Origin of the sequence: Pseudomonas sp. RW3S2 (assembly GCF_014268955.1) — a bacterium.
GTDB classification, from domain to species: Bacteria; Pseudomonadota; Gammaproteobacteria; order Pseudomonadales; family Pseudomonadaceae; genus Aquipseudomonas; species Aquipseudomonas wayambapalatensis.
Genome location: NZ_JABWRM010000006.1, coordinates 66,528 through 91,225 on the forward strand (window position 1 = coordinate 66,528; position 24,698 = coordinate 91,225).

Below are 24,698 nucleotides of genomic sequence, written 5' to 3' on the forward strand. Positions count from 1 at the left end.
GCCGGCCGACAGCTGGAGTGCGTTGGCCTGACTGCGGTGAATACAGTCTGTAGTGGCCAACTGCCGCGCAGTATCGGGTAGTTTCCGAAGGCGCAAAAGAGGGGCGAGAAAATTTCACGGCTGTGAAGCGTTGTGAAGAACGAAGCAGGCACGCCATGGTGATTCTCCTGATTGTCGGGTGCGCACACGGGGCTGCCATGCCCCGGCTTCTGCTATTAGTTCAGGGTTTTCGTCTGCCGTGGTGCAAGACCGGTTTTATGTGAGCGACAGAGAAATCTTCGATGCCTATTGGAAATTTCCCACACAAAGACAAGCGAACCCCAAGGGTTGGACTTCCCCAGGCGGAAACCGCAAAATGACCCCTTTCCCTTAATCGATCTGAGCGGACCTGCTGACTCTATGCGTATGCGCCTGATGCTGTTGGGTGGTGGCAATGCCCTCGGGCAAGCGCTGATTCGTCTTGGGGCCGAGGAAGACATCGCGTTCCTGGCTCCGCGCCCGCCGGACGAGGGCTGGGATCCGGCCAGCCTCACCCAGTTGCTCGACGATCACCGCCCCGACACCCTGGTCAACCTGGCCTATTACTTCGACTGGTTCCAGGCCGAGTCGGTCAGCGAACAGCGCCTGGCCCTTCAGGAGCGTGCCGTGGAGCGTCTTGCCGAACTGTGCCAGCACCACGAGATCACTCTGGTCCAGCCCTCCAGCTACCGCGTGTTCGACGGTTCGCGCGCCACTTCCTACAGCGAGAAGGACGAGCCGGTGCCGCTGGGCCTGCGTGGCCAGGCGCTGTGGCGTATCGAGCAGAGCGTGCGTGCGGCCTGCCCGCAACATGTGCTGCTGCGTTTCGGCTGGGTGCTGGACGAAAGCCTTGACGGCGCACTCGGGCGTTTCCTGACTCGCGCCGAGCAACCGCAGGAGCTGCTGCTGGCCGATGACCGCCGCGGCAACCCGACGCCGGTGGACGACGCTGCCAGGGTGATCCTCTCGGTGATCAAGCAGCTGGACTGCGACGCGCCGCTGTGGGGCACCTACCATTACGCCGGCAACGAGGCGACCACACCCTTGGCGCTGGGGCAAGCTATCCTTTCCGAGGCGGCGCAGTGGCACAAGCTGGCCGTGCAGGCCCCCACCGCACAGGCCCACGCCGCGCGCCCGGATGCCAGCGAGGAGCCGCAGCATGCGGTGCTGGCCTGCAAGAAGATCCTTCACACCTTCGGCATCAAGCCCCGTGCCTGGCGCGCCGGCTTGCCGCCCTTACTGGACCGTTTCTATCGTCATGGCTGATGCCCCCATCCTCATTACCGGCGGAGCTGGTTTCATCGGCTCCCACCTGTGCGATGCGCTGCTCGACAAAGGCTATGCGGTGCGCATTCTCGATGACCTGTCCACCGGCAAGCGCAGCAACCTGCAGATCGACCATCCGCGCCTGCAACTGATCGAAGGCGATGTTGCCGACACTGCACTGGTTACCCGTGCAGCCGCCGGCTGCGCGGCGGTGGTCCACCTCGCTGCGGTTGCGTCGGTGCAGGCGTCGGTGGACGACCCGGTCAAGACCCACCAGAGCAACTTCATCGGCACCCTCAACGTCTGCGAGGCGATGCGCATCAATGGTGTGCGCCGGGTGTTGTTCGCCTCGAGCGCAGCGGTCTACGGTAACAATGGCGAAGGCCAGTCGATCACCGAGGACACGCCCAAGGCGCCACTGACGCCTTACGCCGTGGACAAGCTGGCTGGCGAGCAGTACCTGGACTTCTACCGCCGCCAACATGGGCTGGAGCCGGTGGTGTTCCGCTTCTTCAATATCTTCGGACCGCGCCAGGATCCCTCGTCGCCGTACTCGGGGGTGATCAGCATCTTCTGCGAGCGTGCGACCAAGGGCTTGCCGATCACCGTGTTCGGCGATGGCGAGCAGACCCGCGACTTCCTCTATGTCGGCGACCTGGTGCAGGTGATGGTGCAGGCGCTGGAGCAGCCGCAGGTGGAAGAGGGCGCTGTGAACATCGGCTTGAACCAGGCGACTTCGCTGAATCACTTGCTTGCGGCATTGCAGCAGGTGGTTGGCAGCTTGCCGACGATCAGCCATGGCCCGGCGCGCGCGGGGGATATCCGCCACTCGCGGGCGGACAACCACCGGCTGTTGGCGCGTTTTGATTTTCCCCAGGCGACCCCGATCGCCGAGGGGCTGGCGCGTTTGTTGGGCAAAGACTGACAAACACGCTGACCTTGCGGGTACTTCACTGATCTCCAGGACAGTGGAGTACCCGCGAACAGGCCCTGACAGGCCAGAACACCTTCAAGCCCGCCGACAATCCTCTGGCCTCAGCAACCGCCCATCCCGCGCCCGCACTTCCAGCTTCGCCACAGGTTCGCCCTTGGCATTGTCCAGCAGCACCGAACGCGCCTCGCCCGCCTCGAACTGAAAGCGCTCCCCCCACTGACGCAGGCCCACCACGATCGGAAACACCGAGCGGCCTTTCTCTGTCAGCACATATTCCTTGTACGCACTGCCATCCGACGCCGGCTGCAGTTCCATGAGCCCTGTTTCCACCAGCAGCTTCAGTCGCGTGGCGAGGATGTTCTTCGCCAGCCCCAGGTTCTTCTGGAACGCGCTGAAGCGGCGCAACCCATCGAACGCGTCGCGCAGGATCATCAGTGCCCAGCGGTCACCGAGCACTTCGAGGGCTCGGGCCACGGGGCATCGGCTGTTGTTTTCGTCGAGCATCGCTCATTCCGGATTTGTCACTGTGGTTGCAGACTAAAACCAGATTTGCTAGAAATCCAGCCTATGGTTTCATTTTAAAACCAGATTTCCAGGAGTCTGCATGTCATCTGCCCACGAAGCGTCGTCGTTTCAACTCACGCGCGGCCTGACCCTTCTGCTGGCCGCAGCCTGCGCACTGGCGGTGGCTACGGTGTACTGCGCCCAGCCGCTGCTGGAGTCCATGGCCCAGAGCCTGGGCGTGCCGAGTGGTCAGGTCGGGTGGGTGGTCGGCGCAATCCAGGCAGGTTATGCGCTGGGATTGCTGCTGATCGTGCCGCTGGGTGATCTGCTCGACCGCAAGCGCTTGATCCTCGCGCAGTTGCTGCTGTCGGCACTGGCGCTGGTTGCGGTCGGCCTGGCCCAGCATTGGGCGGCGCTGTTGGCGGCCATGGGGATGGTCGGGCTGATGGCCGTGGTGGTGCAGTTGATGGTCGCCCAGGCAGCCACCCTGGCGACACCGGCGCAGCAGGGGCAGGCGGTGGGCGCGGTCACCAGCGGCATTGTGCTGGGCATTTTGCTGGCGCGGCTGGTGGCGGGTGTCGTGGCTGACCTGGCCGGCTGGCGAGGCGTCTATTTCGCAGCTGCCGGGCTGGTGCTGCTGATGGTGGCGCTGCTCGGCTGGCGTATGCCCGCTGCACGGCCGCCGGGGCAGCGCCAACGGTACCGGACGTTGTTGTGTTCGATGGTGGTGTTGCTGCGCGATGATCGGCTGCTGCGCCAGCGGGGTGTGTTCGCGCTGCTGATCTTCGCGGCGTTCAGCGTGCTGTGGAGCAGCATGGTGCTGCCGTTGAGTGCGCTGCAACTGACCCACACCCAGATCGGCCTGTTCGGCCTGGCCGGTGTCGCCGGCGCCCTTGCCGCCTCGCGTGCCGGGCGCCTGGCCGATCGTGGTCTGGGGCAGCGCACCACGGGGCTGGCGCTGGGGCTGCTGACATTGTCGTGGCTGCCGAGCCTGTTCGTCGAGCAGTCGTTGCTGGCCCTGGTGGCCGGTGTGGTGATGCTGGACCTGGCCGTGCAGGCGGTGCATGTGACCAACCAGAGCCTGCTGCTGGCCGGGCGTGCACAGATGGCCAGTCGCCTGGTTGGCGCGTACATGTGCTGCTATTCGGTTGGCAGCGGGGCAGGGGCGGTGGCAGCGAGCTGGGTCTACGGGGCGTGGGGGTGGGGCGCGGTGTGTGGGCTGGGGGCTGGGATCAGCGCGTTGGCGTGGGGGTATTGGTGGCTGCTGCATCGCTGAGGATTGCTGCGCTCGTGTAGGAGCGGGCTTGCCCGCGAAAAAGCCACCGCGCAGTCTGGCACGGGCTACGCCCGTGTTCGCGGGCAAGTCGGGGCGCCGAACCGCCGCTCCCACAGGGAGATTGGGCTGGCCTTTAGATTCTGAACAGGACAGTTGCTCCTGCAGGTGTGCAGGAGCGGCGTGTCAGAACTTGTAGCCGATACCTACCATGTAGACCCATGGATCGACATCGACACTGACCTTGGTCTTGCCCACGCCCAAGGCGCTTGGGCCGTCGATGGTGGCTTTGGTGTCGATGTCGACGTACCAGACTGCGGCGTTGACCAACAGGTTGTCGGTCAGCATGTAGTCCATGCCCAGCTGGCCAGCCAGGCCGATGGAGTCCTGCAGCTTCATGTTGCTGAAGCCCTGCTGTTTGCGGGCGCTGCTGAGGTCTTCATCGAAGAACAGCGTGTAGTTGATGCCGATACCGGCGTAGGGCTGGAACTTCGACGAGGCTTCCATCGGGTAGTACTGCAGCGACAGGGTCGGTGGCAGTTGCTTGATGTCGGCCAGCTTGCCGTCGAGCCCACCACCCAGGCCCTTGACGCCCACGGTGTGCTTGAACGGCGTGGCGGCCAGCAGCTCGATACCGATGTGGTCGGTGAGCATGTAGGCGAAGGCCAGGCCCAGTTGGGTGTCGCTGTCGAGGGTGGCCTTGGTGCCGGAGACCTTGGCGCCGTCGAGCTTGAGATCGCTGCTGCTTTCGTTCGGCGCGGTGGTGATGGCGCCAGCACGGAGGATGAAGTCGCCCGCCTGGTGGGCGTGGGCAACGGGGGCTGCGAGTGCCAGCGCGACGAGCGAGGCACCGAGCAATGTCTTGTTCATGGAAGCTCCCAGAGGACGTGAGTAATCGAGTAGTCCAATGGTAAGGAGCCGTCCAAACACATTGTTTGACTCAGCTCAACGAAGCGGGCTTCACACGGGCGACACAGTTCTCATTTCAGCTCATATGCGTAGATTTTCTCGGCTTCCATCTGGTATCCGGCGTCGGCCAGCTCGCTACTGGTGTTCTTGACCTGCATGCGTCCCTCGATCCAGTAGGGCTGGTACAGGTCTTCGACGCGCACGCCCATCTCGCTGAAGATGTGCACGATCTGGTTGGACGGCGGCGGCGGCACGTGGATGCAGGCGCCGTAGTAGGGCACCAGGAGAAACTCGGTGGTGCGGCCTTCTTCGCTCACTTCCAGCGGCACGATGTAGCCGGGCAGTTTGATCTGCTGGCCATCCAGCGCTTTCACCACCGGGGCGTCGGGCGCCTGCTGGCGGGCTGCCGGGGCAGACTCGGCAGCGAGCGCGTCGCCCAGCGAGTTGCCCATCTGCGAGAGGTCATGCAGCGGGGTGAGCTGTGGGGGGATGACGGGCGCGCCCTCGGGGATCAGTGCCGGCCAGTCCAGCTCGCGCGGCTCGTCCGCCCAGGCCGGAATGATCAGCACCAGCAGCAACAGCAGGAGGATCTGTAGTGCTTTCTTCGCGGACAAGCCCGCTCCCACAGGGATCGACATGACAAACTCTCAGAGGTGGATCGACAGGCCATCGGCCAGCGACTGCCGGTAGGCACGCCAGGCCGGAACACTGCCCATCAGCAGTGCCGCGCCGAGGATGATCGCCAGCAGGGTCCATTCGTGCGGGCTTGGCCAGGCCAGCGGCAGGAACAGCCCGTAGTTGGACTGTACCGCGTCCTGGGCCAAGGCGATCCCTCCATAGAGCAACCCCAGCCCGGCGACGATACCACTGACCGACAACGCCAGCGCTTCCAGCACCAGCAGCCCGGCGATATGCCAGGGGCGCGCACCCACCGAACGCAGGATGGCCATCTCGCGTCGCCGTTCGTTGAGGCTGGTGAGAATCGCCGTGAGCATGCCGATCAAGCCGGTCAGCACCACGAACAGCGACACTACGAACAACGCCTGCTCGGCGATGCCCATCATGCCCCACAGCTCCTGCAGTGCCACGCCCGGCAGGATCGCCAGCAGCGGCTCACTGCGAAAATCGTTGATTTCGCGCTGCACGCTGAAGGTGGCGATCTTGCTGTTCAGGCCCAGCATGAAGGCGGTGATGGCCGTGGGGCGCAGGTCCATGGTGCGCGCCTGGTCGGCGCTGATGCGTGCGGCGCCTCGAGCCGGTACGCCGTTCTGCCAGTCGACGTGAATGGCCTCCATCCCCGCCAGGCTGATGTGCAGGGTGCGGTCCACGGGCGTGCCGGTGCGCTGCAGGATGCCGACCACGGTGAAGGGTTTGTCGTCGTGCTTGACCAGGCTGATGGTGGCGATGCCGTGGGCCAGCACCAGGGTGTCGCCGAGCTTGTAGTGCAGGGCTTCGGCCACTTCGGCGCCCAGTACCACTTCGAATGGGTCGTTGGCGAACTGGCGGCCCTGGCTCAGCTGCAGGTGCTGCTGGCGCCCGTACTGGTAGTGGGTGAAGTAATCGCTGTTGGTGCCCATCACCCGGTAGCCACGGTGCGAGTCGCCCAGGGAGATCGGGATCGCCCACTTGACCCGCGGGTCCTTGGCGTAGTGCTCGAAGCTGTCCCAGCGGATGTTGTTGGTGGCGTTGCCGATACGGAACACCGAGTACAGCAGCAGGTTGACCGACCCCGAGCGCGCCCCGACGATCAGGTCGGTGCCACTGATGGTGTTGGCGAAGCTGGCGCGGGCTTCGGTACGCACGCGCTCCACGGCCAGCAGCAGGCACACCGACAGGGCGATGGCGAAGGCGGTGAGAAACGCGGTGAAACGGCGGTTGGCCAGGCTGGCCAGGGCTAGACGGAGCAGGTACATCAGGCCTCCCGAGGCTTGGCGGCGCGGTTGAGCTCGGCCAGCGACAGGTCGCGGTCGAACAGGGGCGCCAGGCTCTGGTCATGGCTGACGAACAGCAGGCTGGAACCTGCAGCGCGGCATTCGTCGAACAGCAGGCGGATGAACACCTCGCGGGTGTCGGCGTCGAGCGCTGAGGTCGGCTCGTCGGCGATCACCAGTTCCGGCTGGCCGATCAGCGCGCGCGCAGCGGCGACGCGTTGCTGCTGGCCGATCGACAGGGTGTCGGCGCGTCGGGCGAGCAGGTCGGGGTCGCCCAGGCCCAGGTGGGCAAGCAATTGCGCCGCCGCCTGGTGGATGCTGCCATGGCGCTGCGCTGCGCGTTCGGCGCGGCTGCGCGAAAATCGGCAGGGCAATTCGACGTTTTCCTGCACGGAGAGAAACGGCAGCAGGTTGAACTGCTGGAAGATGTACCCGGTATGGTCGACGCGGAAACGGTCACGAGCGCCCTGGCCCAGCTCGGCCAGGTTCTGCCCGAGCAGTCGCACTTCGCCCTGGTCGGGCAGGTTGACCCCGCCCAGCAGGCCGAGCAGGGTGGTCTTGCCGCTGCCGCTGGGGCCTTTGAGGAACAGTGCCTCACCGGCCTCCAGGCGGAACTGGGGGATGTTCAGCAACGGCTGCTGACCTGGCCAGGCGAACACCAGGTCATGCAGTTCGATCAGCGGCTGGCTCATTCAGAACGCAACCACGGCCTTGGCCGGGGTGCTTTCGAAGCCCTTCTGGCCGTTCGGGCCGACCAACTGCACATTGATCTTCTGGGTTTGCGGGTAAGCCTTGTACAGCGGCGACAGGTCGATCTGGGTCAGCTTGGCCGGAGCTGCGCAGGTCAGCTGGTAGTGCGCGTGGATCTCGCTGTGCTGGTGTTCATGCGCGTGGTCATGGTCGTGATCGTCGTCACCGTCGTCGTCCTTGGCCGATGGCTCGTCACCGAACAGCGGGCTTTCCAGCTCCTGCTGGTCTTCCTTGCAACCGGCCGCGCTGGCCAGGCCGAACAGCTTGAGCGGCTGTTCGAGTTGTTTGCGCACAGCCTCGACCTTGGCCTTGTCGGCATCGCTGCCAGGCATGTGCTCGAAGCCGACCAGGTTCATTGCCGGGCTCTCCAGCGCCAGCTCCAGGGTATTGCCATCCAGGCCGACGTTCAGGCGTGCGACGCCGTGCTCGTGGGCAGGCAAGGTGCCGTGGGCATGATCGTGGTCGTGATCGTGATCTTCATGGGCCTGGGCAACGGCCAGTGGCAGCAGGGCGAAGGGCAAGGCGAGGAGCAGGCGGCGCATGGACGACTCCGGAAGCGGACGGGAAAGATTTGGTAATGTTATAACAACTTTTCTGGTCGATGCCACACGCTTGGCGCAGGTTTCATGTCGTGGGAGCATGCACGTCATCGATCCGCGATTGAAGGAAGGCAGCGTGAGAATCCGAGGACAGATCGGCGACTGGCCGGTAGACCTGACCATCGAACTGGACCCGGCGGAGTGGGCTCAGCTTGGGCGCAGGCTCGAAGAGGCGCCTGCACTGGCAGAGGTGGCGAGTACGCCTGTGACTGCGCCAGCGCGGCAGGACGATAGCCAGTGGTCAGCGGCGCGCGAGGTGCTGCGTCAGGCCGGGGCGCTCAGTGGGCCTGAGTTGCTCGAGCGGCTGGAAGGGTTGGCCGGCAGTGTTGCGGCAGGCAAGCGGCTGCTGGTGCGGTTGCGCCACAGCAGTGAAGTGAAGGTGGAAAGCGGCGCGGATGCGCCGGTATATCGCTGGGTAGGCTAGTTGCCGAGGGCGGTGCGTGGCTGGATGCCACCTCCTGCAGGAGGTGGCTGCGCCTTGGGGCTTAGAACATCGCCGAAGACAACCTGCGGCGGTACACACCCACCAGCGGATGGTCGCCGCCGAGCAGGTCGAACACCTGCAGCATGGCCTTCTGCGGCAGGCCGTTCTCGTAGGCGCGATTGCGCTGGAACAGCTTGAGCAGCCCGTCCAGCGCGGCTTCGTACTGCTGGCGCGCCAGTTGCTGGATGCACAACTGATAGGCCGCATCGTCATCCTGCGGGTTCTGCGCCAGGCGGCTCTTGAGCTCGGCGGCCTCCGGCAGGCTGGCGGCCTGGCGCAGGAAGGTCAGCTGCGCCTTGGCACCGGCCAGCGCGGCCTTGTGTTCATCGCTCTTGACCGCGTCCAGCACCTGCTGCGCGGCGTCCAGGTCGCCGCGCTCGGCCAGGCAGCGGCCGTAGTAGATCAGCGCTTCGGCGTTGCTGTTGTCTTCACCGAGCAGGGCCTGCAGCAGTGCTTCGGCTTCGCTGAAACGGCTTTCGGCGAACAGTGCCTTGGCCTGCTCCAGTGGCGAGGCGGTCGGCGCGGCAGGCATCTGCACATGAGGTTCGAGCATGGCGCGGATGGCCGACTCCGGCTGGGCACCGGCAAAGCCGTCGACCGGCTGGCCATCCTTGAACAGCACCACGGTCGGCAGGCTGCGGATACCGAACTGGGCCACCACCTGCTGCTCGACATCGCAGTTGATCTTGGCCAGCAGCAGCTCGCCCTGGTAGCCCTCGGCGATCTTCGCCAACAGCGGCATCAGCGCCTTGCAGGGCGCGCACCATTCGGCCCAGAAGTCCACCAGCACGGGCTTGTGGAAGGAGTTATCGATCACCAGCTGCTGAAAATTCGCATCGGTGGCGTCGAAGATGTAGGGCGTGGCGGTGTTAGAGGAAGCTTGGCTCATCGCAACTCTCGCAGCTTTCGCAAATTCGGAATGGCACCACTATAAAGGCTCGCGGCTGGCGTGGTACAGGCTGACCCGGCGGAATTCGTGCGGCTCGGCCAGGTCTGGCAGGGTCAGGGCGTCGAGCACGCCGAGCTGGCGATAGAGCGGGTGGCTGAAGTCACGCACCCGCGAATCGGCGACCAGTGCCTGGCGACCCCGACCGAGAAAGGCATCGAGCAAGGGCAGGTTGGCGCGGTCGTACAGTACGTCGGCGACGAGGATCAGGTCGAAGCGGTCGCCTTCGGCGAAAAAATCATCGCTGTAGCCCAGCGTCACGCCATTGAGCGCGGCGTTGGCGCGGCATGCGTCCAGGGCCAGTGGGTCGAGGTCGCAGGCGACCACTTCCCGCGCACCGGCGCGGGCTGCAGCGATGCCGGCGATGCCCGAACCTGCGCCGAAGTCCAGCACACGCTTGTCACGTACCCATTCGGGGTGCCGGGCCAGGTAGCGGGCCATGGCCAGGCCGCTGGCCCAGCAGAAGCTCCAGTAGGGTGGCTCGCCGAGGATGCGCCGGGTTTCGTCGGGGCTGAATGCCCGGTCCATGTTCTCGGCGTCGATCAGCCACAGCTTGAGGTCGCAGCCCGGCAGTTCGCTGATGACCAGGCGCGCCTCGCCAATCAGGCCGCTGAGGGCCTGTTGCAGGTGTAGCGGTGTCACCTTATGGCGCCTTCTCGAAACGCAGTGGGCCGGTGGCCTGGGTTTCGGCCTGGACGATGCGCTGCGGCGGCAGGTGCATGATCAGTTGGCCGGAGCGGCTGGCGCGACCGCGCAGCTCGACTCGGGCACCGGCCGGGAAGGCCTCGGGGTTGAAACGCAGGTGATAGGGCAGGGCCTGGCCGGTGCCGGTCAGGTCGCTGCTGGCCAGCAGGCGCTGGGGACGGCCGCGTTCGTCGATCACCAGCAGTGCCAGCTCGACTTCGGCGCCCGCGGGGATTTCCATCAGGGTGCCGCTGAGTTCGCGCTGGTAGGCCGGCAGCGGGCCCGGTTCGTCGCTCTTCTTGACCGTCTTGGGCGCGGGGGACGCCGCAGGCTGTTCGGTCTTCGGCCGGTCGCTGCCGCAGGCGGCGAGCAGGCCGGCCAGGCACAGGACGACGAGGGCTCGATGGTGCATGGGGTAATCCTTCACAGGCAGATTTCTCTGGATGGTAACCCCTTTGGCTTGTCTTGCCAGTGGGATGCGCTACCATGGCCCTCCCTTTTTTTGTTGCCTGCCACCATGCACTGTCCCTTTTGCGGTGCCAACGACACCAAGGTCATTGATTCGCGACTGGTCGCCGAAGGCGAACAGGTCCGTCGTCGCCGTGAGTGCGTCGCCTGCGGCGAGCGCTTCACCACCTTCGAGACCGCCGAGCTGGTCCTGCCCCGGCTGATCAAGCAGGACGGCACACGCCAGCCCTTCGACGAAGACAAGCTGCGCGCCGGCATGCAGCGGGCGCTGGAAAAGCGCCCCGTCAGCGTCGAGCGCCTGGAAGCGGCGCTGGCGCACATCAAGAGCCGTCTGCGCGCGACCGGCGAGCGCGAAGTGAAGTCGCTGGTGGTCGGTGAGCTGGTGATGTCCGAGCTGCGCAAGCTCGACGAAGTCGCCTACATCCGCTTCGCTTCGGTGTACCGGCGCTTCCAGGACCTCGACGAATTCCGTGAAGAAATCGACCGCCTGGCTCGTGAGCCAGCCAAAGAGTAAGCATGTCCAGCCAGACCGCGTTGCTTGACGCCCATTACATGGCCCGTGCCCTGGAACTGGCCCGCAAGGGCCTGTACACCACCCACCCCAACCCGCGCGTGGGCTGCGTGATCGTTCGCGACGGCGAAGTGGTCGGTGAGGGCTGGCACGTGCGTGCCGGCGAGCCGCATGCCGAAGTGCATGCCCTGCGCCAGGCGGGTGAGCGCGCGCGCGGCGCCTGCGCCTACGTCACCCTCGAGCCGTGCAGCCACCATGGCCGCACGCCACCGTGTGCCGAAGCGCTGGTCAAGGCAGGTGTGGCGCGGGTGGTGGCGGCGATGCAGGACCCGAACCCGCAAGTGGCCGGGCGCGGCCTGGGGCGGCTGGCCGAAGCCGGTATCGAGGTTGCCAGTGGTGTGCTCGAGGCCGAAGCTCGCGCACTCAACCCGGGCTTTCTCAAGCGCATGGAGCATGGCCTGCCATTCGTTCGGGCCAAGCTTGCGATGAGCCTGGACGGGCGTACCGCCATGGCCAATGGCGAGAGCCAGTGGATTACCGGCCCCGCGGCGCGTGCTGCGGTACAGCGCCTGCGCGCCCGCTCCAGCGTGGTGCTGACCAGTGCCCAGAGCGTGCTGGCCGACAACGCGCGGATGACCGTGCGCGCCGCCGAGCTTGGCCTGGACGAGGAAATGACCGCACTGGCCGTTTCGCGCCCGCCGCTGCGGGTGCTGGTCGATGGCCGTCTGCGCCTGCCGCTGGACGCCCCGTTCTTCCAGGCCGGTCCGGCGCTGGTGGTCACCGCCGCCGCGCACGACCCGCGCTACGCCGCCGCCGGCCATGAGTTGCTGGTGCTGCCCGGCAGCGATGGCCAGGTCGACTTGCCGGCGCTGCTGCGCCTGCTGGCCGAGCGCGGTGCCAGCGAGGTCCTGCTCGAAGCGGGCGCCGGGCTGGTCGGCGCCTTCGCTCGCCACGGCCTGATCGACGAGTACCAGTTGTTCGTCGCCGGCACCTTCCTCGGCTCCCAGGCCCGCCCGCTGCTGGACTTGCCGCTGGAGCACATGAGCGAGGCGCCGCGGCTGAAAATCATCGAAATGCGCGCCGTGGGCGATGACTGGCGAGTCACAGCCATCCCCTTGCCCGCGCCCGGCGTATAATGCCGGGCTTGCTTCGCGCAGCCCGTACCTGAGGAGAACATCATGTTCACCGGCATCATCGAATCCATCGGCACCATCCGCAGCATGACCCCCAAGGGTGGTGACGTGCGCGTCTACGTCGAGACCGGCAAGCTCGACCTGGGCGACGTCAAGCTCGGCGACAGTATCGCGGTCAACGGCGTGTGCCTGACCGCCGTGGAGCTGCCAGGCGATGGCTTCTGGGCCGACGTCAGCGTCGAGACCCTCAAGCGTACCGCCATGGTCGAGCTCAAGAGCGGCAGCCGGGTCAACCTGGAAAAGGCCCTGACCCCGACCACCCGCCTGGGCGGCCACCTGGTCAGCGGTCACGTCGACGGTGTCGGCGAAATCGTCTCGCGCAGCGATAACGCCCGCGCCATCCAGTTCCGCGTACGCGCCCCGAAAGAGCTGGCCAAGTACATCGCCCACAAGGGCTCGATCACCGTCGATGGCACCAGCCTGACGGTCAATGAGGTCGATGGCGCCGAGTTCGAGCTGACCATCGTCCCGCACACCCTGTCCGAAACCATCATGGCCGATTACCGTGCAGGTCGTCGGGTGAACCTTGAGGTCGACCTGCTGGCCCGTTACCTGGAGCGTCTGCTGCTGGGCGACAAGGCCGCCGAGCCGAGCAAAGGCAGTGGCATCACCGAAAGCTTCCTGGCCGCCAACGGCTTCTTGAAATCCTGATTGAGAAGGGGGTGCCGCGTGGCGCTCAACAGCATCGAAGAACTGGTCGAAGACATCCGCCAGGGCAAAATGGTCATCCTCATGGATGACGAAGACCGCGAAAACGAAGGCGACATCATCATGGCAGCCGAGTGCTGCCTGCCCGAGCACATCAACTTCATGGCCAAGCACGCCCGTGGATTGATCTGCATGCCTATGACCCGTGAGCGCTGCGAGACGCTCAAGCTGCCGCTGATGGCGCCGCGCAACGGCTCCGGCTTCGGCACCAAGTTCACCGTGTCGATCGAGGCCGCCGAGGGTGTCACCACCGGCATCTCCGCCGCCGACCGCGCCCGCACCGTGCAGGCTGCCGCCGCGAAGGACGCCAAGGCCGAGGACATCGTCAGCCCGGGCCACATCTTCCCGCTGATGGCCCAGCCAGGCGGCACCCTGGCCCGCGCCGGGCACACCGAAGCAGCCTGCGACCTGGCGCGCATGGCCGGTTTCGAGCCCAGTGGCGTCATCTGCGAAGTGATGAACGACGACGGCACCATGTCGCGTCGCGCCGAGCTGGAAGTGTTCGCCGCCCAGCACAATCTCAAGATCGGCACCATCGCCGACCTCATCCACTACCGCATGATCCATGAGCGCACCGTGCAGCGCGTCTCCGAACAGCCGATCGAAAGCGAGCTGGGCCAGTTCAATCTGGTCACCTACCGTGACTCGGTGGAAGGCGACGTGCACATGGCGCTGACGCTGGGCAAGATCTGCGCCGAAGAGCCGACCCTGGTGCGTGTGCACAACATGGACCCGCTGCGCGACCTGCTGATGGTCAAGCAGCCAGGGCGCTGGAGCCTGCGCGCGGCCATGACCACCGTGGCCGAGGCCGGCAGCGGCGTGGTGCTGCTGCTCGGCCACCCGCTGGACGGCGACGTGCTGCTGGCGCATATCCGTGAAAGCGCAGGCGACGTGCAGGCCAAGGTGCCGAGCACCTACAGCACCGTCGGTGCCGGTTCGCAGATCCTGCGTGACCTCGGTGTACGCAAGATGCGCCTGATGAGCTCGCCGATGAAGTTCAACGCGATATCCGGATTCGATCTGGAAGTTGTAGAATACGTGCCCTCCGAGTGACACAGGTGCGCCAGCGTTGTCCTGGCGCTCGTGTCCGAACCCTCCCGAAGGCCGCCCGGTGCGGCCTCGCTCTTTAATATGAGAATACCGGAATGACCCTGAAGACCATCGAAGGTACCTTCATCGCCCCCAAAGGTCGCTATGCTTTGGTGGTTGGCCGCTTCAACAGCTTCGTCGTCGAAAGCCTGGTGAGCGGTGCCGTCGATGCCCTGGTACGCCATGGCGTCAGCGAAAGCGACATCACCATCATTCGTGCCCCGGGCGCTTTCGAGATCCCGCTGGTGGCACAGAAAGTCGCCCAGCAAGGTGACTACAGCGCGATCATCGCCCTGGGTGCGGTGATCCGTGGTGGTACCCCGCACTTCGAATACGTGGCGGGCGAGTGCACCAAGGGCCTGGCCCAGGTGTCCATGGAGTTCGGCGTTCCGGTCGCCTTCGGCGTGCTGACCGTTGATTCCATCGAGCAAGCCATCGAGCGTTCCGGCACCAAAGCCGGTAACAAAGGTGCCGAAGCTGCCCTGTCCGCCCTGGAAATGGTCAGCCTGCTGGCGCAGTTGGAGGCCAAGTGATTAGCGACGACAGCGATCGTTTCAACCCGCGCGATCCAAAACCTGCGGATGCCGGCAAGCCCTCCAAGACCGCCAAGCGTCGCGAAGCCCGCAAGCTTGCCACGCAAGCGCTCTACCAGTGGCACATGGCGCAGCATTCGCTGAACGAGATCGAGGCTCAGTTCCGGGTCGATAACGATTTCTCCGATGTCGATGGTGCCTACTTCCGCGAAATCCTCCACGGGGTTCCGGCAATCAAGGGCGAAATCGACAGCGCACTCAAGCCTTGCCTGGACCTGGCACTGGATGAGCTCGACCCGGTCGAGCTGGCCGTGCTGCGTCTGTCCACCTGGGAGTTCATCAAGCGCGTCGACGTACCGTACCGCGTGGTGATCAACGAAGGTGTGGAACTGGCCAAGGTCTTCGGTGCCACCGACGGCCACAAGTTCGTCAACGGTGTGCTCGACAAGCTCGCGCCCAACCTGCGCGAAGCCGAAGTCAAGGCCAACAAGCGCTGATTCCGGCGCTGACGAGCCATGGGTGAGTTCGAGCTGATCCGCCGCTTCTTCGCTGCCGCGCCCTGTGCGCAGGGCGGCGAGGGCGTGGCCCTGGGGATCGGCGACGATTGCGCCCTGCTGGAGCTGCCGGCTGGCGAGCAGCTGGCGGTCTCCACCGATACGCTGGTCGCAGGTGTGCATTTTCCGGCGGTCTGCGACCCCTCGCTGCTCGGCCAGCGCTCGTTGGCCGTGGCCGCGAGCGACCTGGCGGCCATGGGCGCGACCGCCATCGGCTTCACCCTGGCCCTGACCTTGCCCGAGGTCAGCGCGGATTGGCTGCAAGACTACGCCGAAGGCCTGGGGCGCATGGCCCACCGCTGTCGCATGAGCCTGATCGGCGGCGACACCACGCGCGGCCCCCTGAGCATCACCGTGACCGTGTTTGGCCGGGTTCCGGCCGGGCAGGCCTTGCGCCGCGATGGTGCCAGGCCGGGTGATCTGCTGTGTGTCGGCGGCAACCTGGGTAGCGCGGCGGGGGCCTTGCCGCTGGTGCTGGGCGAGCGCCAGGCCCCGGCCGAACAGGCCCAGGCGCTGCTTGCGCAGTACTGGTCGCCGATGCCGCAGCTCACCTTGGGCGAGCTGCTGCGTGGCCAGGCTACGGCGGCGCTGGACGTTTCCGACGGCCTGCTTGCCGACTGCGGTCATATCGCCCGGGCCTCGGGCGTCGCCCTCGAAGTGAACCAGCACCAGGTTCCGGTATCTACCGAACTGGAGGCCTTCCTCGGGCGTGACGCTGCCGTGCACGCGGCGCTCACCGGCGGCGACGACTATGTGCTGGCCTTCACCATCCCGGCCGCGCAACACCAGGCATTGCAGCTACCGGGGTTCATCCATGTCCATGTCATCGGCCGCGTCCTGGACGGGCAGGGCGTCACCCTGCGTGATCGCCAGGGTCGTGACATCACCCCGACGCAACGGGGCTATCAACATTTCAGGGAGACACCGTGACCGACCACCCCAATCAGGTGCCTGCGGAGTTCGTTCCGCCTTCGGTCTGGCGCAATCCGTGGCACTTCATCGCGTTCGGCTTCGGCTCCGGCACCCTGCCCAAGGCGCCGGGCACCTGGGGCTCGCTGGTGGCGCTGCCGTTCATTCCGCTGTGGCAGATGCTGCCGGACTGGGGCTACTGGCTGCTGCTGGGGATCACCATGCTGTTCGGCTTCTGGCTGTGCGGCAAGGTGGCGAACGACTTGCGCGTGCACGATCATGAAGGCATCGTCTGGGACGAGATGGTCGGCATGTGGATCACCTTGTGGCTGGTGCCCGAGGGTTGGCAGTGGCTGCTCGCAGGGTTCCTGATGTTCCGCTTCTTCGACATCCTCAAGCCCTGGCCGATCCGCTGGATCGACCGTCATGTGCACGGCGGTGTCGGCATCATGCTCGACGATATCCTGGCTGGCGTGTTCGCCTGGCTGGGCATGCAAGTGCTGGTTTGGGCGGTAGCCTGATACAGGGAGCGGGTCGATGGCCATACGGACTGTGCTGCTGGCGCTGATGCTGGTTTTCCTGCCCTGGAGTGCCGGGGCCGTTGAGTTGCCGAAGCAGGTGCGACTGGTCAGCGAGGAATGGATCGACTACACCAACGCCGACGGCACTGGCGTTGCCTGGGACGTGCTGCGCAAGGTGTTCGAGCCGGCCGGGGTGAAGGTCGAGGTAACGAGCGCGCCTTACAGCCGTGCAGTCGGGCTGGTCAAGCGCGGCGAGGCCGACGCCTGGGTGGGTTCGTACAAGGAAGAGAACGAAGACAACCTCTACCCGCGCTGGCACTTCGACCTGGATCATATCTATGCCCTCGGCCTGGCCAGCAAGCCAGTCCCGGCACTGAACAGCGTCGGCCAGTATCGCCTAGCCTGGGTACGTGGCTATGGCTACGACAGATATCTGCCGAATGTGCATGAATTCCGCGAGATCCAGCGTCGCGAAGGCATCCTGCCGATGCTTGAGCATGACCGGGTGGATTTCTACATCGATGCCGAAACGGAAGTGGACTACGTGCTGCATCAAGCCAGCAAGCCGCAGGACTTCCGCCGCACCCACATCGCTGAACTACCGCTGTACCTGGCCTTTACCCGCAGCGATCAAGGCAAGGCCTTGCGCGACCTGTTCGACCAGCGCATGGCGAAGCTGGTGCATAGCGGCGAACTCAAGGCCATCTTCGAGCACTGGAACCAGCCGTACCCGTTCGCGTCCGACAGCCAGCCGCACTGATCGAGCGCGCGTCTGGCAGGCCTATGCATCGAACTTTTCGATCTTAAGCGGCGAGATTCAGCCTGCGCATGCCCGCTGGGCTGCTGATACAATCTGGCCCATTGAAATTTCCTACTTATCAGGAGCACAACGTGCCCGTCGTCTTTGTTGCCGCCTCCAAACTCCCAACGCCTTTTGCGACATTCACCATGCATGGCTTTCTCGACGAAGCCAGCGGCCGCGAGCATGTGGTGCTCAGCCTGGGTGATATCGCTGACGGTGAACCGGTGCTCGGGCGTCTGCACTCCGAATGCCTGACCGGCGACGCGCTGTTCAGCCAGCGTTGCGACTGCGGTTCGCAACTGGAAGCCGCGCTGCAGGCCATCGCCCGTGAAGGCCGTGGCGTGCTGCTGTACCTGCGTCAGGAAGGTCGAGGCATCGGCTTGTTGAACAAGATTCGCGCCTATGAACTGCAGGATGGCGGTGCCGATACCGTCGAGGCCAACGAGCGCCTGGGCTTTGCTGCCGACCAGCGTGACTACGCCATGTGCTTGCCGATGCTCGAGCACCTCGGCGTCAAGTCGCTGCGCCTGATGACCAACAACCCACGCAAGGTCAAAGCCCTGACCGACATGAGCATTGTGGTTGCCGAGCGCGTGCCGCTGCACACCGGCCACAACCCGCACAACCGCCTGTACCTGGCCACCAAGGCAGACAAGCTCGGTCACATGATGGGCAACCGTCACCAGGGCGAGGCGCCCCAGGCGTGACCCGTGGCCAGGTGAAGCGGCGTCTGGCGCTGGCCTGGTGGCAATACCTGGCGGTCGGCCTGGTGCCGCTGCCGGTCATGGCCTGGGCCTTTGGCGGTGGTCAGGCATTGATCCCGGTGCTGGCAATGCCGCTGTTCATCGCCGGCGCCGCGACCCTGTTTCTCAGCCTGCCGCGCTTCGGTGCCTACAAACGGGCGCTGATCGGCACCTCCAAGGTACTCGACACCCCCGAAGAACCCGCTGCCTGGATCGAACTGGCGCGGGTTCGTCGCCTGGCCATGACCTACGCCTGCTTCCCGGCCTGGATCGCCGCACTCTCGGTGCTGGTGGGGCTGGAGGCGGTGCCTCAGGTGTTGTTGGCGTTGTCTACCGTGATGCTGCTCTACCTCTATCGCATCCCGCGCCAACTGGGCTGATGCGCGCCTTTTTCGTTGCCGTGCTGCTGTCGATCGGTGCATTTGCCGAGGCTGGGCCGCGTGTAGTCAGCCTCGGGCCGTCGATGACCGAGATCGTCCTGGAGCTTGAGGCGGACGATCTGCTGGTGGGCGTGCTCGACAGCGGCGAGCGGCCGCACCGTCTGAAAAATCTGCCATCGGTCGGGCGCTACGGGCAACTGGACATGGAGCACCTGCTGGCGCTCAAGCCCGACCTGCTGCTGCTCTGGCCCGGCAGCGTGCCCCCGGCCCAGCGCGACCAGTTGCGTCAGTTGGGGATTGCCACGTTCAGCAGCGAGCCCCACGACCTGGCGCAACTGATCGAGCAGATCCAGGCCATCGCCGTGCGCCTGGGGCGTGCCGAGCAGGGGCAGCGCTACGCTGACAGGTTGCGAGAGCGCCTGGCCGACCTGCGCGAGCGCTATCGCCGCGAGCAGCCGCTCAAGGTGTTCTATCAGGTCTGGGACTCGCCGCTGTACACCTTGGGCGGCCGTCAGGTGGTGAGTGACGCACTGGCGGTCTGCGGTGCGCGCAACGTCTTTGCCGATCTCGAACAGCCTGCGCCGCAGGTGAGCGTCGAGTCTGTGCTGGCGCGTGACCCTGAGGTGATCCTGGCCGGCGACGCTACGCAGTTGGCCGGTTGGAAGGCCTGGCCACAGCTCAGTGCCGTTGCCGACGGACACTTGCTGGTGGTGCCCGACAAGGGCCTGGAGCGCCCCAGCGGGCAGATGATCGAAGCGACGGCGCGCCTTTGTGCGCTGCTGGCGTCTAGAGCGCCGGTGTCCAGGTAAGGCTCAGCAGCCAGGTGCGGCCTTCTTCGCGGTAGCCATAGTCATTGCCGTCATAGTTGTAGAGCGCGCGGCTGTAGCCTTTGTCCAGCAGGTTATCCACCTTGACCTCGAACTTCAGCGCATCGCTTGCCGCCCAGCTACCGCGCAGGCCCAGCAGTGCGTAACCGCCGAGCCTGTTGCGGTTGGCCTCGTCGTCATAGCTGCTGCTGATCGCTTGCCAGCTCGCCCCTGCACTGAAGCGCTCGAACTGTCGGTCCAGGTCCAGGCTCAAGGTCCGGCGGGCGCGGCGAGCCAGGGTATGGCCGGTGTCACGGTCGCGTGGATCGATCAGTGCCAGGCCGAGCTGGCTGCGCCAGGGGCCCCAATCCTGGCTAAGCGCGACCTCCATGCCGTTGATCCGCGCCGAGGCAACGTTCCGCGGGATCGAGCCCTCGCCGAAGATGATCGCATCGCGCAGGTCGGTGCGGTACAGCGAGGTTTCCAGGCGGCTGCTGGCGCTCAACTGGCTGCGCCATTGCAGCTCATAGCTCCTGGAGCGTTCGGGGTCGAGATCTGGGTTGCTGTACTGCGGGTAGTACAGGTCGTTGAAGGTGGGCGCGCGAAACCCTTCGCTGTACGACAGCAGCAGGTCGTTGTCGGTGTTCAACGGCAGGGTCAGGCTGGCGCTCCAGGTGGTCTGGCCGCCGAACTGCTGGTTCTGGTCGCGCCGCATGCCCAGTTCGGTGGAGAAGCTTTCGCCGCTATAGCGATGCTGGATGAAGGCTGCACGGTTGTAACGGCTGTCCTCGGCGAAGTCGGTGCTGCCGTGCACCCGGTCCTGGTACCAGTCGGCGCCCAGCGAGAGGTTGTTCCGTGCGTCGAGGGCGAGGTCGTTCTGCCAAGTGATCTGGTCGCGATAGGTGTTGAACACGCTGCCATCGTCGCTGAGCTTGTCGCGCTTGCGGTCGCGATTCTCGCTGTGGCCGATCTCCACGCGCGAGTGCCAGAGGTCGCTGAGCTGGGCGTCGAGGTAGGTGCCCAGGCTGCTGACGGTGAAGTCGGTGTAGGGCTTCTGGCCGAAGCTTTCGAAGCTGACCGGGTCGAATCGGCCAAAGGGGTTGTCGTATTCGCTGCGCCCCCGGCTGTCGAGCAGGTTCACCCCGGCCTCGAAGCGCTCACCGAAGGTATGGCTCAGGCTCAGGTTGAAAGACTTGTTGCGGTAGGCGTCGTGATCGCCATCGCTGGCGAAGGACGGCCCGGTCGAATCGATGCCTGCGGTTTCGTCGAGGCTGGCGCCGAGGTTGAAGCGTGTCTGGTCATCACCACCGGACAGCCCCAGGCTGCGCTGGAAGGTCTGGTTGCTGCCGGCCGCCAGGCGCAGCCGCGGTTGCAGGCCGGGGCCGCTGGCGCGTCGGGTGAAGATCTGGATCACCCCGCCGATGGCGTCGCTGCCGTAGACCGCAGAGCGCGAGCCGCGCAGCACTTCGACGCGCTCTATCTGATCGACGTCGAGAAACTGCAGGCCGCTGTCGCCGGAGGTGGCGTTGGCGATGCGCACGCCATCGACCAGCACCAGGCTCTGCGCGGCCTTGGTGCCGCGGATGAAAATACCCGGCAGGCTGCCACGACCGCCGGTCGGCGCGACCTGCACACCAGGCACGCGGCTCAGCAGGTCGGTGACGCTGGTGGGTTGCAGGCGGTCGATGTCGTTACGGGTGAAGACGCTGTTGGCGGCGCTGGTGGCGCTGCGCGATTCGACTTCGCGGTTGGCGCTGATCAGCACGTCGGGGAGCTTCAGGGCGTTGTCGCGTTCGGCGGCCAGCAAGGGCAGGGGGAGGCAGAGCAGCGGTGCAAAGGTCAGGATTTTCATGGGCAGTACAATAGCATTCGCGGGCGAGCCCGCTCCCACAGGGTTTCTACAGTACTCGAATACTGTGCAATCCCTGTGGGAGCGGGCTTGCCCGCGAAAGGGCCTTACAGGCCGAGCTTGGCCATGCGGGCTTTCACCGAGGCCTCGATGCCAGCAGCATCCAGCCCGCACTCGGCCAGCATCTGCGCAGGCTTGGCATGCTCGACATAGATATCCGGCAAGCCCAGGTGCAGCAGTGGCTTGACCACCGCCTCACGCGCCAGGAACTCGCTGACCGCAGCGCCGGCGCCGCCCATGATGGCGTTTTCCTCGATGGTCACCAGCAGCTCATGGTTGCCGGCCATCTCCAGTACAAGCGCCTCGTCGAGCGGCTTGACGAAGCGCATGTCGACCACCGTGGCGTCGATCTGCTCGGCCACCTGCAGCGCTTCGGTCAGTTGCACGCCGAACACCAGCAGCGCGACTTTCGAACCCTGGCGGCGGATCACGCCCTTGCCGATTTCCAGCGGCTCCAGGCCGCCGTCGATCGGCGCGTTGGGGCCGGTGCCACGCGGGTAGCGCACGGCGGCCGGGCCTTTGTACAGGTGCCCGGTGCTGAGCATCTTGCGCAGCTCGTTCTCGTCGCTCGGGGTCATCACCAACATGCCCGGGATGCAGCGCAGGTACGAGAGGTCGAAGCTACCCGCGTGGGTCGGGCCGTCCTCGCCGACCAGGCCGGCGCGGTCGATGGCGAACAGTACGTCGAGGTCCTGTACCGCCACGTCGTGGATCAGTTGGTCATAGGCGCGCTGCAGGAAGGTCGAGTAGATCGCCACTACCGGCTTGGCGCCTTCGCAGGCCATGCCGGCTGCGAAGGTGACGGCGTGCTGCTCGGCGATCGCCACGTCGAAATAGCGCTCCGGGAAGCGCTCGCTGAAGGCGACCAGGTCCGAACCTTCCTTCATCGCCGGGGTGATGCCCACCAGGCGGTTGTCGGCGGCGGCCATGTCGCACAGCCATTGGCCGAACACTGCGGAATACTTCGGGCCGCTGGGCTTTTTCGGCGCGGCGGGCTTGTCGGCGGGCTCGAGCTTGGTGATGGCGTGGTAGCCGATCGGGTCGACTTCGGCGGGGGCGAAACCCTTGCCTTTCTTGGTGACCACGTGCAGGAACTGCGGGCCCTTGAGGTCGCGCATGTTGCGCAGGGTGGCGATCAGCGTCGGCAGGTCATGCCCATCGATCGGGCCGATGTAGTTCCAGCCCAGTTCCTCGAACAGCGTGCCGGGCACCAGCATGCCCTTGGCATATTCTTCGGTGCGGCGGGCGATCTCCCAGGCGCCGGGCAGGCGCGACAGCACTTTCTTGCTGCCTTCGCGCATGCTCGCGTAGGTGCGGCTGGAGAGGATCTTGGCCAGGTAGTTGGACAGCCCGCCGACGTTGCGCGAAATCGACATGTCGTTGTCGTTGAGGATCACCAGCATGTCGGCATCGACTTCCTGGGCGTGGTTCAACGCTTCGAAGGCCATGCCGGCGGTCAGCGCGCCGTCGCCGATCACCGCGATCGACTTGCGCGGGTTGTTCTGCAGACGGGCGGCAATGGCCATGCCCAGGGCGGCGCTGATCGAGGTGCTGGAGTGGCCGACGCCGAAGGTGTCGTATTCGCTTTCGCTACGGCGCGGGAAGGCGGCGATGCCGTCTTTCTGGCGCAGGCTGAGCATGCGGTTGCGCCGGCCGGTGAGGATCTTGTGCGGGTAGGCCTGGTGGCCTACGTCCCACACCAGGCGATCGTCCGGGGTGTCGAAGACGTAGTGCAGGGCAATCGTCAGCTCGATGACGCCCAGGCCTGCGCCGAAGTGCCCGCCGGTCTGGCCCACGGTATAGAGCAGCTCCTGGCGCAGTTCGTCGGCCAGGCTCTCCAGGTCGGCTTCGGCCAGCCGGCGCAGGCCGGCTGGCGTGTCGGCGCGGTCCAGCAGAGGCGTGACCGGGCGTTCGCGGGGGATCTCTTGAAACGTCGTGGGCATCAGGCGAGTCGTTATAGGTTTGAAGACGCGGCAGTTTACCCCATTGTGGGAAAAGCTGCCCATTCACGCGCGGGTGGCGGCTGCTGTTGTAGGAGCGGGCTCGCCCGCGAAAAGCCCAGCTGCAGCCCCTTAATGGCGGCGCTCGACGATATAGCGCGCCAACGCCCGCAGCGGCTCGGCGCTTTCACCGAACCCTTCAAGTGCGACCAGCGCCTGGTCGCGCAGTTCGATCGCATAGCCCTTGGCGGCCTCCAGGCCGAGCAGCGCCGGGTAGGTCGGTTTGTCGCGGGCGATGTCGGCGCCCTGGCGCTTGCCCAGGGTGGCGGTATCGCTTTCGACGTCGAGGATGTCGTCCTGCACCTGGAAGGCCAGACCGATGGCCTGTGCATAAGTCTGCAAGGCATCCAACTGGGTGGGCTCGGCACGGCCGCTGGCCAGGGCGCCGAGGCGCACGCTGGCCTCGATCAACGCGCCGGTCTTGTGTCGGTGCATGTATTCCAGTGCGTTCTGGTCGAGCTTCAGGCCGACCGAACCGAGGTCGATGGCCTGGCCGCCGACCATGCCGGCGGGGCCAGCGGCCTTGGCCAGGGCCTGGACCATGGCCAGGCGAATGGCATCGGTCTGCGGGCTCAGGCGGGTATCGAGCAGGGCGCTGAAGGCCAGGCTCTGCAGGCCGTCGCCAGCGAGAATGGCGCAGGCTTCGTCGAACGCCTTGTGGGTGGTCGGCTGGCCGCGGCGCAGGTCGTCGTCGTCCATGGCCGGCAGGTCGTCATGCACCAGCGAGTAGGCATGGATCAACTCCACTGCGCAGGCCGCGCCGTTGGCCTGCTCGGGCGCAACGCCGAAGGCTTCGCAGGCGGCGTAGGCGAGCAGCGGGCGCACGCGCTTGCCGCCGTTCATCACGCTGTAGCGCATCGCCGCGTAGAGCCGTTCGAGCTCCTTGGACGGCGCCACGAACAGCGGTTCGAGGGCCGCGTCGACGCGTGCCTGGCACTGGGCCTGATAGGTGCTGATCATGCGTCCGGTTCCGCATCGAAGGGTTGGGCGGCCAGTTCGCCGTCTCGCTCCAGGAGGATCTGCACTTTCTGTTCGGCCTGGGCCAGTGCGCCCTGGCAGTCGCGGGTCAGGGCAATGCCCTGCTCGAACGCTGCCAGCGACTCTTCCAGCGACAGTTCGCCGGTCTCCAGGCGCTCGACCAGGGCTTGCAGGTCGGCGAGGGATTGTTCGAAATCGATGGAGGTTTTCTTGCGGGCCATGGCGACTGTCTCGGTGGCGTTTTTAACGGCGCGACACTAGCAGAGCGGGGCGGGGGGAGCAAATTGCGGTGCCTC

29 protein-coding genes are annotated in these 24,698 nt (G+C 65.7%); 16 read left to right on the forward strand and 13 right to left on the reverse strand.

Translation table 11 applies throughout. The features are described 5' to 3' along the window. Window positions 1-399: 399 nt before the first annotated feature. Both HU748_RS10485 and HU748_RS10490 read left to right on the forward strand, forming a co-directional pair. Window positions 400-1,284 (forward strand): sugar nucleotide-binding protein, encoded by an 885-nt coding sequence (locus HU748_RS10485; protein ID WP_186670295.1) that lies wholly within the window; start codon window positions 400-402, stop codon window positions 1,282-1,284. Next, a complete protein-coding gene (locus HU748_RS10490) occupies window positions 1,277-2,209 on the forward strand; it encodes an NAD-dependent epimerase/dehydratase family protein (protein WP_063542505.1) in 933 nt (310 codons plus the stop codon). Before HU748_RS10485 ends, HU748_RS10490 begins: the two co-directional genes overlap by 8 nt. Before the next feature lie 84 nt (window positions 2,210-2,293). On the opposite strand, the gene HU748_RS10495 is transcribed toward HU748_RS10490, so the two are convergent. Beyond that, window positions 2,294-2,722: a helix-turn-helix domain-containing protein gene (locus HU748_RS10495; protein ID WP_186670296.1), complete on the reverse strand. Its 429-nt coding sequence runs from the start codon at window positions 2,720-2,722 to the stop codon at window positions 2,294-2,296. A gap of 100 nt (window positions 2,723-2,822) precedes the next feature. Between HU748_RS10495 and HU748_RS10500 the strand changes: the two genes are divergently transcribed. Beyond that, window positions 2,823-3,998, forward strand: coding sequence for an MFS transporter (locus tag HU748_RS10500; RefSeq protein WP_186720292.1), 1,176 nt, complete (start codon window positions 2,823-2,825; stop codon window positions 3,996-3,998). 183 nt (window positions 3,999-4,181) lie between these two features. Here the strand turns inward: HU748_RS10500 and HU748_RS10505 are convergent, their stop codons facing one another. From HU748_RS10505 to HU748_RS10525, 5 genes are all read right to left on the reverse strand, one after another. Further along, window positions 4,182-4,865 (reverse strand): OmpW family outer membrane protein, encoded by a 684-nt coding sequence (locus HU748_RS10505; protein ID WP_186669167.1) that lies wholly within the window; start codon window positions 4,863-4,865, stop codon window positions 4,182-4,184. A 110-nt stretch (window positions 4,866-4,975) separates the two neighbouring features. Then, window positions 4,976-5,542, reverse strand: a complete 567-nt coding sequence (locus HU748_RS10510) for a DUF3299 domain-containing protein (RefSeq protein WP_186720293.1) — start codon at window positions 5,540-5,542, stop codon at window positions 4,976-4,978. 9 nt (window positions 5,543-5,551) lie between these two features. Next, a complete protein-coding gene (locus HU748_RS10515; RefSeq protein WP_186669169.1) occupies window positions 5,552-6,817 on the reverse strand; it encodes an ABC transporter permease in 1,266 nt (421 codons plus the stop codon). Then, a complete protein-coding gene (locus tag HU748_RS10520; RefSeq protein ID WP_054893590.1) occupies window positions 6,817-7,527 on the reverse strand; it encodes an ATP-binding cassette domain-containing protein in 711 nt (236 codons plus the stop codon). Before HU748_RS10520 ends, HU748_RS10515 begins: the two co-directional genes overlap by 1 nt. Then, a complete protein-coding gene (locus HU748_RS10525; RefSeq protein WP_125930890.1) occupies window positions 7,528-8,127 on the reverse strand; it encodes a DUF2796 domain-containing protein in 600 nt (199 codons plus the stop codon). Window positions 8,128-8,260: 133 nt separating this feature from the next. Between HU748_RS10525 and HU748_RS10530 the strand changes: the two genes are divergently transcribed. Continuing rightward, complete coding sequence (locus HU748_RS10530; protein WP_186720294.1) at window positions 8,261-8,608, forward strand: hypothetical protein; 348 nt, start codon at window positions 8,261-8,263, stop codon at window positions 8,606-8,608. A gap of 61 nt (window positions 8,609-8,669) precedes the next feature. On the opposite strand, the gene trxA is transcribed toward HU748_RS10530, so the two are convergent. The 3 genes from trxA to HU748_RS10545 are packed head-to-tail and all read right to left on the reverse strand — an operon-like array spanning window position 8,670 to window position 10,710. Beyond that, window positions 8,670-9,557 carry a thioredoxin gene (trxA, locus tag HU748_RS10535; protein WP_186711046.1) on the reverse strand — a complete coding sequence of 296 codons (888 nt, stop codon included), beginning with the start codon at window positions 9,555-9,557 and terminating at the stop codon, window positions 8,670-8,672. A gap of 39 nt (window positions 9,558-9,596) precedes the next feature. Next, entirely contained in the window at window positions 9,597-10,256 is a 660-nt protein-coding gene (locus HU748_RS10540) for a 50S ribosomal protein L11 methyltransferase (protein ID WP_186720295.1), read from the reverse strand. A 1-nt stretch (window position 10,257) separates the two neighbouring features. Continuing rightward, a complete protein-coding gene (locus HU748_RS10545) occupies window positions 10,258-10,710 on the reverse strand; it encodes a YbaY family lipoprotein (protein ID WP_186711047.1) in 453 nt (150 codons plus the stop codon). Between the two features lie 105 nt (window positions 10,711-10,815). On the opposite strand from HU748_RS10545, the gene nrdR reads away from it, so the two are divergent. The 12 genes from nrdR (at window position 10,816) to HU748_RS10605 (ending at window position 19,518) form a co-directional block, all read left to right on the forward strand. Beyond that, a complete protein-coding gene (gene nrdR / locus HU748_RS10550; RefSeq protein WP_186669174.1) occupies window positions 10,816-11,280 on the forward strand; it encodes a transcriptional regulator NrdR in 465 nt (154 codons plus the stop codon). A 2-nt stretch (window positions 11,281-11,282) separates the two neighbouring features. Continuing rightward, on the forward strand, window positions 11,283-12,413 hold the full coding sequence (ribD, locus tag HU748_RS10555; RefSeq protein ID WP_186720296.1) for a bifunctional diaminohydroxyphosphoribosylaminopyrimidine deaminase/5-amino-6-(5-phosphoribosylamino)uracil reductase RibD: 1,131 nt from the start codon (window positions 11,283-11,285) through the stop codon (window positions 12,411-12,413). Between the two features lie 42 nt (window positions 12,414-12,455). Further along, window positions 12,456-13,121: a riboflavin synthase gene (locus HU748_RS10560; protein ID WP_054893597.1), complete on the forward strand. Its 666-nt coding sequence runs from the start codon at window positions 12,456-12,458 to the stop codon at window positions 13,119-13,121. Between the two features lie 18 nt (window positions 13,122-13,139). Further along, on the forward strand, window positions 13,140-14,231 hold the full coding sequence (gene ribBA / locus HU748_RS10565) for a bifunctional 3,4-dihydroxy-2-butanone-4-phosphate synthase/GTP cyclohydrolase II (protein ID WP_186669178.1): 1,092 nt from the start codon (window positions 13,140-13,142) through the stop codon (window positions 14,229-14,231). A 92-nt stretch (window positions 14,232-14,323) separates the two neighbouring features. Beyond that, window positions 14,324-14,800 carry a 6,7-dimethyl-8-ribityllumazine synthase gene (ribE, locus tag HU748_RS10570; protein WP_186669179.1) on the forward strand — a complete coding sequence of 159 codons (477 nt, stop codon included), beginning with the start codon at window positions 14,324-14,326 and terminating at the stop codon, window positions 14,798-14,800. Next, on the forward strand, window positions 14,797-15,297 hold the full coding sequence (gene nusB, locus HU748_RS10575; RefSeq protein WP_186720297.1) for a transcription antitermination factor NusB: 501 nt from the start codon (window positions 14,797-14,799) through the stop codon (window positions 15,295-15,297). The genes ribE and nusB overlap by 4 nt, the downstream gene beginning before the upstream one ends. 18 nt (window positions 15,298-15,315) lie before the next feature. Further along, window positions 15,316-16,284, forward strand: coding sequence for a thiamine-phosphate kinase (gene thiL, locus HU748_RS10580; protein WP_186720299.1), 969 nt, complete (start codon window positions 15,316-15,318; stop codon window positions 16,282-16,284). Then, a complete protein-coding gene (locus HU748_RS10585) occupies window positions 16,281-16,784 on the forward strand; it encodes a phosphatidylglycerophosphatase A (protein ID WP_054893602.1) in 504 nt (167 codons plus the stop codon). The genes thiL and HU748_RS10585 overlap by 4 nt, the downstream gene beginning before the upstream one ends. 16 nt (window positions 16,785-16,800) lie before the next feature. Next, complete coding sequence (locus HU748_RS10590) at window positions 16,801-17,544, forward strand: transporter substrate-binding domain-containing protein (RefSeq protein WP_186669185.1); 744 nt, start codon at window positions 16,801-16,803, stop codon at window positions 17,542-17,544. Between the two features lie 131 nt (window positions 17,545-17,675). Then, the gene (ribA, locus tag HU748_RS10595) at window positions 17,676-18,293 is read left to right on the forward strand and encodes a GTP cyclohydrolase II (RefSeq protein ID WP_186669186.1); all 618 of its coding nucleotides are present in this window, start codon (window positions 17,676-17,678) and stop codon (window positions 18,291-18,293) included. Next, the gene (locus HU748_RS10600) at window positions 18,290-18,709 is read left to right on the forward strand and encodes a nuclear fragile X mental retardation-interacting protein 1 (RefSeq protein WP_186669188.1); all 420 of its coding nucleotides are present in this window, start codon (window positions 18,290-18,292) and stop codon (window positions 18,707-18,709) included. The genes ribA and HU748_RS10600 overlap by 4 nt, the downstream gene beginning before the upstream one ends. Continuing rightward, window positions 18,709-19,518, forward strand: a complete 810-nt coding sequence (locus tag HU748_RS10605) for a cobalamin-binding protein (RefSeq protein WP_186720301.1) — start codon at window positions 18,709-18,711, stop codon at window positions 19,516-19,518. The genes HU748_RS10600 and HU748_RS10605 overlap by 1 nt, the downstream gene beginning before the upstream one ends. Here HU748_RS10605 and HU748_RS10610 read toward each other — a convergent pair. The 4 genes from HU748_RS10610 to HU748_RS10625 form a co-directional block, all read right to left on the reverse strand. Then, entirely contained in the window at window positions 19,496-21,367 is a 1,872-nt protein-coding gene (locus HU748_RS10610) for a TonB-dependent receptor (protein WP_186720302.1), read from the reverse strand. The two genes, HU748_RS10605 and HU748_RS10610, sit on opposite strands and share 23 nt — an antisense overlap. Window positions 21,368-21,471: 104 nt before the next feature. After that, window positions 21,472-23,367 carry a 1-deoxy-D-xylulose-5-phosphate synthase gene (gene dxs, locus HU748_RS10615; protein ID WP_186720303.1) on the reverse strand — a complete coding sequence of 632 codons (1,896 nt, stop codon included), beginning with the start codon at window positions 23,365-23,367 and terminating at the stop codon, window positions 21,472-21,474. Between the two features lie 129 nt (window positions 23,368-23,496). Continuing rightward, window positions 23,497-24,384 (reverse strand): (2E,6E)-farnesyl diphosphate synthase, encoded by an 888-nt coding sequence (ispA, locus tag HU748_RS10620; protein ID WP_186669194.1) that lies wholly within the window; start codon window positions 24,382-24,384, stop codon window positions 23,497-23,499. Then, window positions 24,381-24,623: an exodeoxyribonuclease VII small subunit gene (locus HU748_RS10625; RefSeq protein WP_186669195.1), complete on the reverse strand. Its 243-nt coding sequence runs from the start codon at window positions 24,621-24,623 to the stop codon at window positions 24,381-24,383. The genes ispA and HU748_RS10625 overlap by 4 nt, the downstream gene beginning before the upstream one ends. Between the last annotated feature and the right edge of the window lie 75 nt (window positions 24,624-24,698).

Coding starts and splice junctions, on each gene's coding strand:
- HU748_RS10485 (WP_186670295.1), top strand. CDS start 400: ATGCGTATGCGCCTGATGCTGTTGGGTGGTGGCAATGCCCTCGGGCAA.
- HU748_RS10490 (WP_063542505.1), top strand. CDS start 1,277: ATGGCTGATGCCCCCATCCTCATTACCGGCGGAGCTGGTTTCATCGGC.
- HU748_RS10495 (WP_186670296.1), bottom strand. CDS start 2,722: ATGCTCGACGAAAACAACAGCCGATGCCCCGTGGCCCGAGCCCTCGAA.
- HU748_RS10500 (WP_186720292.1), top strand. CDS start 2,823: ATGTCATCTGCCCACGAAGCGTCGTCGTTTCAACTCACGCGCGGCCTG.
- HU748_RS10505 (WP_186669167.1), bottom strand. CDS start 4,865: ATGAACAAGACATTGCTCGGTGCCTCGCTCGTCGCGCTGGCACTCGCA.
- HU748_RS10510 (WP_186720293.1), bottom strand. CDS start 5,542: ATGTCGATCCCTGTGGGAGCGGGCTTGTCCGCGAAGAAAGCACTACAG.
- HU748_RS10515 (WP_186669169.1), bottom strand. CDS start 6,817: ATGTACCTGCTCCGTCTAGCCCTGGCCAGCCTGGCCAACCGCCGTTTC.
- HU748_RS10520 (WP_054893590.1), bottom strand. CDS start 7,527: ATGAGCCAGCCGCTGATCGAACTGCATGACCTGGTGTTCGCCTGGCCA.
- HU748_RS10525 (WP_125930890.1), bottom strand. CDS start 8,127: ATGCGCCGCCTGCTCCTCGCCTTGCCCTTCGCCCTGCTGCCACTGGCC.
- trxA (WP_186711046.1), bottom strand. CDS start 9,557: ATGAGCCAAGCTTCCTCTAACACCGCCACGCCCTACATCTTCGACGCC.
- HU748_RS10545 (WP_186711047.1), bottom strand. CDS start 10,710: ATGCACCATCGAGCCCTCGTCGTCCTGTGCCTGGCCGGCCTGCTCGCC.
- nrdR (WP_186669174.1), top strand. CDS start 10,816: ATGCACTGTCCCTTTTGCGGTGCCAACGACACCAAGGTCATTGATTCG.
- ribD (WP_186720296.1), top strand. CDS start 11,283: ATGTCCAGCCAGACCGCGTTGCTTGACGCCCATTACATGGCCCGTGCC.
- HU748_RS10560 (WP_054893597.1), top strand. CDS start 12,456: ATGTTCACCGGCATCATCGAATCCATCGGCACCATCCGCAGCATGACC.
- ribE (WP_186669179.1), top strand. CDS start 14,324: ATGACCCTGAAGACCATCGAAGGTACCTTCATCGCCCCCAAAGGTCGC.
- thiL (WP_186720299.1), top strand. CDS start 15,316: ATGGGTGAGTTCGAGCTGATCCGCCGCTTCTTCGCTGCCGCGCCCTGT.
- HU748_RS10590 (WP_186669185.1), top strand. CDS start 16,801: ATGGCCATACGGACTGTGCTGCTGGCGCTGATGCTGGTTTTCCTGCCC.
- HU748_RS10605 (WP_186720301.1), top strand. CDS start 18,709: ATGCGCGCCTTTTTCGTTGCCGTGCTGCTGTCGATCGGTGCATTTGCC.
- HU748_RS10610 (WP_186720302.1), bottom strand. CDS start 21,367: ATGAAAATCCTGACCTTTGCACCGCTGCTCTGCCTCCCCCTGCCCTTG.
- dxs (WP_186720303.1), bottom strand. CDS start 23,367: ATGCCCACGACGTTTCAAGAGATCCCCCGCGAACGCCCGGTCACGCCT.
- ispA (WP_186669194.1), bottom strand. CDS start 24,384: ATGATCAGCACCTATCAGGCCCAGTGCCAGGCACGCGTCGACGCGGCC.
- HU748_RS10625 (WP_186669195.1), bottom strand. CDS start 24,623: ATGGCCCGCAAGAAAACCTCCATCGATTTCGAACAATCCCTCGCCGAC.